Genomic DNA, 12,216 nt, shown 5'->3' on the forward strand with positions numbered 1-12,216 from the left:
AGCTAACTTCGCCTGGCAGCTAAAATCTACCGAACTGTTTCCAAAAGGCATTGTTTCCTACATTGTACCAGATTTAGGACTATTTTTGAGATTTTGGGCACTCAAAAATCAAGGAAATGGATAGGTTGAACAAGGTTTTTGGTTAATAGTTGCGTCTCTAATTTTTTTGACCAAGCACATGAAGATTTACTTATTCTCTCAATACCGATATTTTGATCATAGAACTTGGACATAGTAATAGGCAAAAACCAGAGAAAAATTAAGCCGATCGCTAACTTAGTATAAATCATTTATTCAAAAGGTGGAAAACTTATCATTTTTACTTTTTAAATTATCTACATTGAATAAATTTTTAAACTACTTGAGCTATTACCAAATAATTAAAATTTCAAGGCTCTTCTTTAAATAATAAATAAATCAAAAAAATCCTCTTTCCCAATCCCCTTATTTTAAGGATACATAATAATTTATTATTAATTGTTAATTATTAGTTTTTGAACAATTACTTACCCATAATTATAGTTAACTTTTTCCTTCTTCATTCTCCTTGACAGCAACAGCATAATCACGAAATCTTTCCATATCTGCCATCAAAGTAGATTCTACCATCCTACCTAAAAATAAATTATCCATAATCTTAATTAACCAGCCAGGAACTCCATAGGCTACAGTTAACTTGACGATACTACTACCATGACGATCATAGAAACGAATTGCGCCTCGGTTTGGTAAACCATCCACAGACTCCCACTGAATAATTTGATGGTGAACTACTCTTTGTATCCGAGAAAGCCAACTAAATTGGAAATTAGCACTGGCTAATTTCCATTGAGATAAATCAGGATTATCTTCCAAAACTTTAACAGATTCTATCCACTTCATCCATCGAGGCATTTGTTCTAAATCTGACCAAAGATTCCATACTAAATCAATCGGAACAGCTACCTCTATCTGTACGCTATGTTCTAGCCAATTAGTCATAAGTAATATTTGAAATTATTTTAAATTGATTATTATATAGAACGATTTTTTAAAGTAAATATTTAAACTTTAAAAGGCAACATTACTTGTATAGTAGAAGGAAAAATTTTGATAATTGATGTTTCGTTTTTTCTTCTGCAAAGTGCTACACAAACAGCTATTTCATCAGTCAAATACAATAATGGCGACTGCTACATTTTAAAACTTACGCATTTTTGAGCCCTAAAGATTCAAATATAGTGTAGCACTATAGTTTTAGATGTATTCAATATTGAGTAATTAGTAGGCAGTAGTTGTGCTGAAACTAAACTGGTATGATAATTTCGCCAGTTGTTGTTACAAATGTAGTCTACTGTCAGCTTGATTACCAATTATCTAATGTATATAGATATATAGCAGGGAACAAGCAAGACTGGGAAAAAAATCGGACAGTTTAAGGTCATCATCCCATATCCCAAGTAACTCTTTCCCGTGCTATATCATTAGACATCTCCTGCAAAAGAGGGAAAAGGGAACTCTTAACAAGGAACAGGGATAAATAATTGACAATTTATAGATAAAAATTGCTTTTATTTTTGATTTTTGGAGATGTTTATTAATATTCAACCGAAAATAATACTATAGCGCTACATATTAAATTTAGGAAATTTATCTGTTGCTTTTTGCCTTCAGGAACTACTGACTTTTCCTACCGGAATACTGCGCAAACAACCCAAATATTATTCTCTTAACTACTAACTACTTCTTAAACACTTAATTTTAACTAGCAGTAACTGGAGTTCGTCCCAAAATATTTTCCACATTTGCCAAAATTTTCTGAGCAGCTTGCTTTCCAGAAATAGTTGCTCCCTCCATACTGTCAATATAATCCTGTTGGGTATAACTACCTGCCAGAAAAAAGTTAGGCACTGGTGTTTGCTGGTTAGGGCGATATAAGTCCATACCAGGAGCTTCCCGATACAAAGACTGAGCTAATTTCACCACACTATACCAAGTCATATTTAATTCTCGTGAAGAAGGAAATAATTCATGGACTTGCTTTAAAACATGATGAGCGATCGCTTCATTATTCTCTTTGATAAAAGGGTCTCCTGGTGTTAACACCAACTGTAATAAAGAACCTTGTCCTTGCCGATAATAATCTCCTGGACTCGTTAATGCTAAATCCGCAAAACAGGAAAAGTCCGCATCTGGAGTATAAAGTAAATTATCAAGACCAGCAGCACGCTCTAATTGTTGACGTTGGTTTTTATCGTGTAACTCTGTCACCCAACCATCAAACCTGAGCTGTACCGTTGCTACTGGTACTGCATCTAATTTATAGATTTTGTCAAACTCTGGCCATTTACGCCAAGCTTCAGGCAAAATGCGCTGAATACCCGGTACATCACAGGCAAACACATAAGCATCAGCAGCAATAGTTTCTTCAGTCTCCCCACTAGCGACAACTATCCCACTGACACGAGTTTCCCCATCATTCTCCGTAAACTGAATTTCTCTGACTCGTCTCCTAGTATTAATTTTTGTCCCCCTTGCCTCCAAATATTCAACAATTGGTTTGTGGAGATATTCATAAGGAGACCCTTCCAACATCCGCAGCACCGATGCCTCTGTTTTTGCAGCAAATAATTGGAATATTGTCAACATACATCGAGCAGAAATATTATCCGCATCAATAAACCCTAAAGCGTAGGCAATAGGGTTCCACATTCGCTTGATACTTCCATCAGACCCACCTTGGCCACGAAACCATTCTCCAAAACTAACTTTATCCAAATCTCGAATAGTTTTCATCGCCCCATCAAAATCTACCAACCCTCTAACTATGGGACTCGTACCTAGAGCGATCGCATTTTGTAACTTATCTTGCACAGATAACTGAGATGTGGTAAAGAAAGCTTTTAATCCATTAAAGGGCGCTCCAGTCAAAAAGCGAAAATCTAGCGAACCTGTTTTACCTCCCTTATTGATAAAATTGTGAGTATGTTCTTTGAGGCGGAGATTCTCAAAAGCTCCTACTTTTTTCATCAATTCAAACAGTTGGTAGTAGCAACCAAAGAAAACGTGCAAACCCATTTCTACATGATTTCCATCCGCATCTACCCAACTACCAACTTTTCCCCCAACAAAGGGGCGAGATTCAAATATTTCTACTTGATGTCCAGCATCGGCCAATTCGACGGCTGTGGCCATGCCTGCTAATCCTGCACCTGCGATCGCGACTCGCATTATTTACTTCCTTACTCATTTTTTTTACAATTCTTAATAATTATACCTCCAAATTTTCACTTTTGACTTAACTAGGTTTTGCTCAATAAGTCTTATGGGTGAGGGTAGGAGTTAACCCACCCGCGCGCCCCTCCCAGGAGGGGAAGTCAGGAGTCAGGAGTCAGGATAAATGCGAATTACAGAGGGTGTAGTTGCCAGAATTATCCCTTAATTTTTCTAGCCAACTCTTGCACAAAATGTTAATATGCGTGAGCTTTCTTGACCGAAAAGCTAGTACTTTTTTTCAAAATAATAAGGCTGAAACCTTTATACGCCAATCTTTTGATAATTAATCAGCACAGCAATAACTAGCTATCAGCTATCAGCCTAAAACCCACATTCCGCACTTCAATTTATAACATCAAAAGTAGTATATGAATCCGTAGCTTGGTAGGTATTGATACTATGCAAATCATCTCAATTACTTTTTTAGTCGATCAAATTCCGAGTAAATAATTATTGCTCTGCTGATTAAATATAAAAGTCTTTACAGATAAAGGTTTTAGCCTTTTTAAGTATCAAAAAGTGCGCAGTTTTAGGTGGTAATGGTTCAAAAAATTAGGATTTTGCTCAAGAGTTGGGCAGAAAAATCTAGGGACGATTCTTCCTACTATCTCCTCTATAATTCCCATTTCTCCTGTCTCCTGTCTCCTGTCTCCTGTCTCCTACCCTCACCCATAAGACTTTTTCAGCAAACTCTAATTATTGCTCTTCTGATTAAACCTAAAAGCATTCACATATAAAGACAAGTGCATTTTTGGGGTCGAAAAAAGTGCAAATTTTTCAGCTATTTATGCACATGCATGGCTCGTATTTTAGGCTCATAGTTGGGCAGAAAAATCCCAAATTGACAATTCTTACTCCTACCTCCTACCTCCTACCTCCTACCTCCTACCTCCTACCTCCTACCTCCTGTCTCCTGTCTCCTCATTTAAAAAGATACTGGCATTAACTGTAATGGCCCTATCCCCAATTCTTTAGTTGAGAGAAAGCGCACCTCAAACAAAGCCATCATATCCTTAAAATCTGGTTGACCACGAGAAGCGCCTGTAATACCCCTGGCAATAATTAAACCACACCAACCATCAGTAGCCTGGCAACGCCTGTCCCATTTTTGTTTAGCTTCCTTGTGTACTGGGTCATTCTGCACAAATTCACCAAATAAATGAAGCACACCATCATAAGTTTTAAATATGCCCAAATCGTATTTTGTTTCTTCCATTGGGTCTTCTCCTAGATTAAATCCGATACCATGAAGTCCCTGAGCTTCTTGTAAATCATCAATCAATCTAGTTGCTTTTGGCAGAGAAGTTTGAATCAAAACTATTGGTAAACCTTCTCCTGATGAATTAATCTCTACTTCCGGTGCCTGGTATAGTTTGGTATTATCTCGTAGATATGCCACTGTATCCCAAGGTACCATTCCTAAACTTAAGAAAGAATTGGCCGGAACCAAATCATTCTTCAGCATAGGCATTTCAATTTCTAATTCTTCATCTCCCTCAATATCGGCCTCGGAAGCCATTTCATATAATTCTTCTGCCACTTCTGGCATAGTGGCCACTTTGACTGAAATTACTTGTTCAGATTCTGGTATAGGGATACGGTAGCGACTATTGATGCTAGGAAACTTATCGCCCGTCATCTTTTTGCGGTAGGAGCGTAAAAAACGATGGAGTGCCTCTATCGCCACTAATGTTGTAGCTGCTTCCTCCTCATATAGAACAGACCTTAAACCTTCTAGAGGATGTAGATTACCAAAATTGGGCTGAATTTCTGATGCAGATAAATTTTGGAGGTCGATCTCCTCACTCTCATCGTCTTCTTCTTCTTGAAAGTTATCGTAAGTGACAAACAAACAATCTTGTCCCAAAAAAGCTTCCTCTAAATTTTCATAAGATTTTTCATAAGCCACTCGTTGCCGAAACCTTTTGAGAGAATCTAAAGAACGATATAGTAAGATGCCATAGTCCATACCCAACTTACCTAAGACACAGACATAGAGATTTTTGATATCCCATTGATTAAGTTCTATGGAAATGATTTGATGCTCTCCTAATATTTCCCATGGAGCATCATCCCAAACTTGATATGCTTTTTCAACTAAAACTTCCGCATAATCAGGAGGTAAGTTAGGAGGACGATTTTCTGCTACTTCCTGTAGTCCTTGAAATATTTCATCAATTAGAGGTAAATCTGGGACATAATCAATGGTAATTCCTAGGTCTTGTAAAACTCCCCTCAGAAAAAATTGAATTTCTCGGTCTTTGACTACTATTTTTTGGGGTCTAATTGTTGGAGCTGGACTTTGAGGATTTTCCATTGCTCGCAGCAGTGTCCGAACAATTGCTTCTGGGCCAATATCTGATGTCACCATGTCCATTGCTCGTACCATCCCATGGGAGCCATCGACCCAGATAATACATTCATTTGTTGCCTCTGCGTCTAACTCTGGGTTAGAGCTTGAGTCTGAGTATATAGGGCGACGATCGCCTTCCCACACACTTGGAACTTGTTGTAATTTTTGTAACCTACGAATTGTTGAAGGATTAAGAGCTGCCATAGACTAAGCCTGTGAAAGTGAAGCAATCGGTAAATATTCTTTCCTTGTTGCATTAAGCTATATTCTTAATGTACTTTGATATACATTTTTCTCTATACAGCTTTGCTAATGTGACGGGAATTTTATTTTCTACTATTATCTTAAATGACTGCTCAGAGCAATTGAGCGATCAATCATATTTAACACAAAAATGTATAGAGTTACTATATAATTCTCTATCTATAATTTTAATAATTTTAACATTATTAACGACAGTCTTTAAGTTTTTGATACCCATATATTCAGGTCTTAAACCACAATAAGGCCATATTTTAAAAAATGATGATTTTTGACTGAGGATATTATTCAAAAAGTATAGTTACAATCTTTATCTAGAAATATAAATATGAAATAGAATATATAAATAGTAAGGAATTACTATTTTAGAGCAATAGTACAAGGAGCTAGAAATAAAAATGACACAAGCTACTCAGTCTCAGCAAAAAGGTATCATGATGAGCGAAGCTGCTTTAGCCCAGGTTAATTATCTTAGAGAGAAGGAAGGCAAAGACCTGTGCCTTAGAGTAGGGGTGCGTCAAGGTGGATGTTCTGGAATGTCCTACATGATGGATTTTGCTGACCCTAATACTATTAGAGAAGATGATGAAGTTTATGATTATGATGGATTTAAGGTAGTTTGCGATCGCAAGAGTATTCTATATCTCTACGGTTTAGTACTCGACTATAGTAATGCTTTAATTGGGGGTGGGTTTCAATTTAGTAATCCTAATGCAACTCAAACCTGTGGCTGTGGTAGTTCCTTTTCTGCCTAAAATTAATCAAATCAAATCATATCTGTCAGAAGCTATCTAGGTCTAGTCTTTCCTAGAACTTCTGTAGATGCAACTGCTTAATAATGGGCAAACTGGAGAGTAGGGGTACAGTATTAATTGTGCCCCTATCTATATAGATTGAGTATATTAATGTACAATCTTAAACTTACTTATTGTCATTAATTTTTTTAAGTAGAAAATATCGAATATTATGACTCAGACACCTGAAGAATTATATAAAGAAGGATTAGAAAGATATAAAGCTGGAGAAGAACCAAAAACTTTAATTCCAATATTTAAAGATATTACAAATCGTTCTCCTAAAAGTAGTAGTAGTTGGATAAGTTTATCATGGTTATATCTATTAGAGAAAAAACCTAAATCAGCTTACAAAGCAGCGAAGACAGGAGTTAAACTTAATCCAGACGATCCACAAGGGAGAATTAATTTAGCTTTAGCAATGCTGGAAATGGGAGAAAAGGGTGTAAGAACTCATGTAGAAAGGGCACAACAAATGATTATGGCTGACTCAGATTGGCTTGAGGAAATTAAAAGTAACATTCAGGATGGTTTTGAGAGAAGAGCTGATTGGCCTAGTTTAAGTCGAGTTAAGAGTTGGTTATTCGATGTTTAAGTGAAATACCCCACCATACTTATTTGAGGGTGGAGCTTCCTACCCTCAAAAACTAATGCTCTTGATACACAGCATTTGAACTGTCTGGTTAGGGGTAGATTCGGACACTTCCTACCCTATATATTCATCAGAAAATTGCTACAAATTATCACAGGTGTTAATATCTCTGTCATGAGCCACATGAAACTCTTCAAATATAAACTATACACTATCAAGAAGCAGTGTTATTGCATCCATAAACCACTAAAGAATGATCATAAATAGTTTTGAGTTGAACTGATAACTGTATAGATTAAGCAAAACATTAAAAGCTATTTTTCAAAGATATAGAACTCGCATAAATTCTCAACATTAAATCTTTTTTTCCTTTTCCTACTTAAACTACTCTTCACTTATTCAAGAAGTTAAAATATATATGTTAAAAAAACTTAATAATTCATATAAAAACTTTATGAAATACCCAAGAAAATCGTGTTATGATTCTTAGAACTTTAACAGATTACTTAATCGCTGTAAATTGAGAACATCCCATATAGAGCATCTAGCTCTACGAACTACCTCTAAACTATCTAGCGAAAACTTGAAGAATGCTAATATTGGCATTACATAAAATTCAAGTTAAAGGTTGACTTCCTAAAGATATTTACTTAAATAATATCATAAAGTTGTCTGGATAAATGAGGATAAGGGGAAATTATCTGTACAATCCTAAAACACAGATAAAATGTCTGAATTAATAGCCTATTATGACCTACAAAAATTACTGAAAGTCAAACCATAAAATACACTAAGCAAAAAAAAATGAATAGGTAGTTAAAGCACAAATAAATTCAGAAAAAGATTTTGAGAGTGTGAGGCTGCACCTAATATACATAAGCAAGTCTGGGAAAATTTAACAACTTGTTTAGTCTTTAGTAAAAATCTCTATATCAGAGAGCCAGACCTAATTTTTAGATAATACAAAGGAGTTGAAATACAATGACAATTAATAACAACAACAAAGAAGTTAGTTTAAAGCCAGAAACTCGTAATCACAAAGGATTTTTTATACAGCAAGGAGATTATAAACTGATGAGCATAGATGAGTCTGGCTGGGCTTTAATTTGCCTAGATGACGCAGTATGTCATTATGTAGATCCAGATAACTTGGAACAAATTAAAGAATTAGTGAAAGAATCCGCAACTGCTCAGAAATAAAGATTTTAACTACCTATAGATTTAAAAATTATTTGATAAAGCTGCCTTAAACTTAAAGGCAGCTTTATTTTTTTTTAACTCTCATGGCGGGAAGTCCCGCGTTCTCCTGTAAGGGAGCCTCGGGATGATAGCCATCCATATTTTGAAGAAGGAGACAGGAGACAGGAGACAGGAGACAGGAGGAAAATTACATGGGTATTCGCTCCCCCAAGTAATTTTGAACACCCCCGTTGACGGTGGGGTATTAAACCCACAAAGAAAATGATAATAGAAAACAAACAGGGGGAGGGCATCACCTCTGTATAAACCGCAACTCTTTTTTGAGTTGAAGAATGCCGTGGTGTCGCCTAAGCGTACTACCGGGAGTATGTCAAAGAGCTAAAATATTTTTCAGAGCCGACTTAACAGTTAGATATTTATACTCAAAGCCAGAAGCTTGAGTCTGTTTTGGTAAGACCTTTTGACCTTCCAATACCACCACTGCACCATCTCCCAATAACAATTCAATGGCAAAATCTGGTACAGGTAACCAAGAAGGTCGATTTAAAGCTAATCCTAAATCTTGACAAAATTCTCCCATTCGTACAGGATTAGGAGAAGTACCATTGAAATTACCCTCTATTTCTGGGTGGCGCATAGAATGTAAAATCAGACCAACCAAATCATCAATATGTACCCAAGAAAACCATTGCTTACCACTACCAATAGGCCCACCAGCAAATAACTTAAACGGAGTTAGCATTTTTGAGACAGTACCCCCCATACCAAGTACAATACCAATCCGCAAAATAACCAACCTGACCCCTAAATCCTTTACAGGTTGGGCCGCATTTTCCCAAGCTTGACAAACTTCCGACAGAAAATCATTTCCACTAGAGCTAGTTTCATCAAAAGTTGCCGTTTCACTCGTGCCATAATAGCCAATAGCCGACCCACTGACCAATACCGATGGTTTAGAATTAGCCTGAGCGATCGCCTCGACCAATTTTTCCGTAGTTACCTTGCGACTGTCCATAATTTCTCGCTTCCGACTAGCATTCCAACGCTCATCAGCAATACCAGCTCCGGCCAGATTAACCACACCATCGCAGCCATCTATAAACTTTTGCCAAGGACCAGACTGTTTTGGTTGGTAAGCAACTATCTCTAAATTAGGATAGGCTGAGTCAGGAAAAATTCGTTTAGCTTTTTCTGGGTTGCGGGTCAAAACTAATATTTGTTCCCCTTCCGAATGTAGACGCTCTACCAAGCGACTGCCAACAAACCCTGTTGCTCCTGTAATAGCTACTTTCATGACTAAAAAATTTTTCCACAATACTAGATTTATTCTTCTAAGACATCATATAAGCTGTTTTGCATTTAAACCATTTGTCAAAGGGGACAGGGAATAGGGAACAGGGAACAGGGAATAGGAAATAAGGAATATAGAATCTAAATAGGTCTTGCTGATTAAATCTAAAAGCATTGACATATAAAGACAACTGCCTTTTTGGGGTAGAAAAAAATGTCTGGTTTTCAGCTCTTCACGCTCATGCATGGAGCGTATTTTAGGCGGCTTTGTTGGGCAGAAAAATCATTCTTACAATTGTTACTCCTACCTCCTCGCTCATTCCCTGTTTCTCCTGTGTCTCCTCCTACCCTGACTAAAAGACTTTTTCAGCAAACCCTAAATAATTTTTAGCTTAGTAGGTTGGGTCAAGTACCAGGAAACAGAAAATATAAACTAGTAGTAAATATTAAAGATAATTTTGCCTACCTACTGGACTGACACAGCTAATTTTATGCATTAGATTATCAAACAGGATTGGGTTGCGCAACCCCGCTTTTTCAGGCGAAATGTTTTTGGAGCTTTGCTCAAATCCCCGTTACAAAAATAACTTATGACTTATGACTTATGACTTCGTTAATGGTGCGGGGGCGGGTTCACCAGGTCGTGGGAAAACCATTAACTTAACGCGGAACCCGTCCCTACTGCGGAACCCACCCCTACTATTGCACTTACCTGCTAGATATTAATATTAAGTCACAAAAAAAATTCTATGAAAAAATCACACTTTTTAATTGCTGGTGCAGCCATAATTGCAGCAGGCAGTATTGCTACCTATCTTTACTTGAGAAATGTGGCCACGAAAGTCTCCAACCCTCTGAACAGCGCCCAAATAGTACCTGAGTCGGCAATTATGGCCAGTTTTATTCATCCTAATCAACAAGCTTTAAATAAATTACAACAATTTGGTACTCCCGAAACCAGAAAATTAATTAGCCAGAGTTATGCAGAATTTCAGCAGGAAAGTTTAGCAGAAGCTAATATTGATTGGCAAAAAGACATTCAACCTTGGTTGGGAGGAATAATGTTTGCTTTTGTTCCCGCTGAGTTAGAGCAAGATACCGATCCGGTGAATATTTTGATGTTGGTGGGAATTAAAAATAAGTTGGAGCTTTGGAAATTTGCCAATAAATTAAAAGGGGATGAGGAAAATAAAGTTATAGAAAGGAAATATCAGGGGGTGACTATTCGGGAAGTTACTGATGAGAGTGGGAAAACTTTTAATTTGGCAATTTTGGGAGATTATTTGGCGATCGCAACCGTTGCAGCAGCAGTTGAAGATACTATTGATACGTTTCAGGGTGAGGTTTCTTTGGCGATGCAAGAAAATGCTACTGAAAGTTTACAGCAGAGTGCAGGGGTGGAGAATGTCCTCGCTACTATTTTTATTCCTAATTATAGTCAGTTTATGAAGGAATTTACTGATGACTTGCCGGAGAATGAAAAGTTATCTGCTGCTAGTGTAGGGCAGTTGGAAAAAATAGATTCTGTGGTGATGGGAATAGGAGTGGATGATACTGGTGTGCGGTTGCGGGCAGTGACTAAGTTTAATTCTCCCTTGCCTCCAGAGCAGACTGAAACAGCATCGGGTGAGGTTTTGCAACGGTTTCCGGCGGAGACAATGATGTCGGTCAATGGGAAGAATATTAGTTTAGCTTGGTCTCAGTTTGTGGCGCAAGCGCAGGGTAGTGAAGATTTGCAGGAGCTGTTGGAGATGCTGAGGAAGACGTTTAAAGATGTAGATTTGGATGTGGATCGAGAAGTGTTTGGTTGGATGGATGGGGAGTTTGCTATAGGTTTAATTAGGTCGAATGAAGGAATATTGACACAGACCGGGGTTGGTGGAGGGATGGTTTTGGAGACTAGCGATCGCTTTGCTGCTAATGGGATGTTGAGAAAGCTAAATAGAGTAGCAGAGGAACAACCTGGTGTATCGTTGAAGGAAAGACAAGTAGGAGAGATATCGGTGACGGAGTGGCAGATGGTTGGTATTGGTAGTTTTTTGGGGTATGGGTGGTTGGATGATGATTCTTTGTTTGTAGCGCTTGGTGAACCGTTGATAGAGGTGATGATGACTATGCCTGACAATAGTTTAATTGGGAGCGATGATTTTGAGGAAGTCGTGGGGTCTTTACCAACATTGAATCAGGGATATTTTTATTTGAATATGGAGAAGATGATGGTTTGGGCAAATCGTTATCCGTTTGTGAGTGTGGTGATGCCACGGGATGTGAGGGCGGTTTTGGGTTCAATTCGTAGTATTGGAGTGACTGCGAGTTGGTCGGATGACTTGACTAATGAGATGGAAATGTTGTGGGTGTTGCAGAAGCAGTAGATGGGGAGATGGGGAGATGGGGAGATGGGGAGATGGGGAGATGGGGAGATGGGGAGATGGGGAGATGGTGAGATGGGGAGATGGGGAGATGGGGAGATA

At 37.7% G+C, this 12,216-nt stretch carries 8 protein-coding genes; 4 read left to right on the plus strand and 4 right to left on the minus strand.

Features of this window, described 5'->3' with window-relative positions; genetic code table 11:
* Positions 1-522: 522 nt before the first annotated feature.
* The 3 genes from F6K23_RS38570 to F6K23_RS38580 all read right to left on the minus strand — a co-directional run bounded on the left by F6K23_RS38570 (position 523) and on the right by F6K23_RS38580 (position 5,812).
* Entirely contained in the window at positions 523-981 is a 459-nt protein-coding gene (locus F6K23_RS38570) for an SRPBCC family protein (RefSeq protein WP_293166219.1), read from the minus strand.
* A gap of 759 nt (positions 982-1,740) precedes the next feature.
* Positions 1,741-3,210: a 9,9'-di-cis-zeta-carotene desaturase gene (zds, locus tag F6K23_RS38575; RefSeq protein WP_293166221.1), complete on the minus strand. Its 1,470-nt coding sequence runs from the start codon at positions 3,208-3,210 to the stop codon at positions 1,741-1,743.
* 970 nt (positions 3,211-4,180) lie between these two features.
* Entirely contained in the window at positions 4,181-5,812 is a 1,632-nt protein-coding gene (locus tag F6K23_RS38580) for a DUF6930 domain-containing protein (protein WP_293166223.1), read from the minus strand.
* A 455-nt stretch (positions 5,813-6,267) separates the two neighbouring features.
* On the opposite strand from F6K23_RS38580, the gene F6K23_RS38585 reads away from it, so the two are divergent.
* The 3 genes from F6K23_RS38585 (at position 6,268) to F6K23_RS38595 (ending at position 8,455) form a co-directional block, all read left to right on the plus strand.
* Entirely contained in the window at positions 6,268-6,624 is a 357-nt protein-coding gene (locus F6K23_RS38585; protein ID WP_293166224.1) for an iron-sulfur cluster assembly accessory protein, read from the plus strand.
* Positions 6,625-6,835: 211 nt separating this feature from the next.
* Entirely contained in the window at positions 6,836-7,258 is a 423-nt protein-coding gene (locus F6K23_RS38590) for a hypothetical protein (protein ID WP_293166226.1), read from the plus strand.
* 978 nt (positions 7,259-8,236) lie between these two features.
* A complete protein-coding gene (locus tag F6K23_RS38595; protein ID WP_124146484.1) occupies positions 8,237-8,455 on the plus strand; it encodes a hypothetical protein in 219 nt (72 codons plus the stop codon).
* Positions 8,456-8,825: 370 nt separating this feature from the next.
* Here the strand turns inward: F6K23_RS38595 and F6K23_RS38600 are convergent, their stop codons facing one another.
* A complete protein-coding gene (locus tag F6K23_RS38600; protein ID WP_293166228.1) occupies positions 8,826-9,749 on the minus strand; it encodes a TIGR01777 family oxidoreductase in 924 nt (307 codons plus the stop codon).
* A 745-nt stretch (positions 9,750-10,494) separates the two neighbouring features.
* On the opposite strand from F6K23_RS38600, the gene F6K23_RS38605 reads away from it, so the two are divergent.
* The gene (locus tag F6K23_RS38605) at positions 10,495-12,117 is read left to right on the plus strand and encodes a DUF3352 domain-containing protein (RefSeq protein WP_293166230.1); all 1,623 of its coding nucleotides are present in this window, start codon (positions 10,495-10,497) and stop codon (positions 12,115-12,117) included.
* Positions 12,118-12,216 lie beyond the last annotated feature (99 nt).

Source organism: Okeania sp. SIO2C9, from assembly GCF_010672455.1.
Classification (GTDB): domain Bacteria; phylum Cyanobacteriota; class Cyanobacteriia; order Cyanobacteriales; family Microcoleaceae; genus Okeania.

What these genes read in the sequence shown, in the direction of transcription:
- F6K23_RS38590 (WP_293166226.1), top strand. Translation starts at nt 6,836, where the DNA reads ATGACTCAGACACCTGAAGAATTATATAAAGAAGGATTAGAAAGATAT.
- zds (WP_293166221.1), bottom strand. Translation starts at nt 3,210, where the DNA reads ATGCGAGTCGCGATCGCAGGTGCAGGATTAGCAGGCATGGCCACAGCC.
- F6K23_RS38605 (WP_293166230.1), top strand. Translation starts at nt 10,495, where the DNA reads ATGAAAAAATCACACTTTTTAATTGCTGGTGCAGCCATAATTGCAGCA.
- F6K23_RS38580 (WP_293166223.1), bottom strand. Translation starts at nt 5,812, where the DNA reads ATGGCAGCTCTTAATCCTTCAACAATTCGTAGGTTACAAAAATTACAA.
- F6K23_RS38585 (WP_293166224.1), top strand. Translation starts at nt 6,268, where the DNA reads ATGACACAAGCTACTCAGTCTCAGCAAAAAGGTATCATGATGAGCGAA.
- F6K23_RS38595 (WP_124146484.1), top strand. Translation starts at nt 8,237, where the DNA reads ATGACAATTAATAACAACAACAAAGAAGTTAGTTTAAAGCCAGAAACT.
- F6K23_RS38600 (WP_293166228.1), bottom strand. Translation starts at nt 9,749, where the DNA reads ATGAAAGTAGCTATTACAGGAGCAACAGGGTTTGTTGGCAGTCGCTTG.
- F6K23_RS38570 (WP_293166219.1), bottom strand. Translation starts at nt 981, where the DNA reads ATGACTAATTGGCTAGAACATAGCGTACAGATAGAGGTAGCTGTTCCG.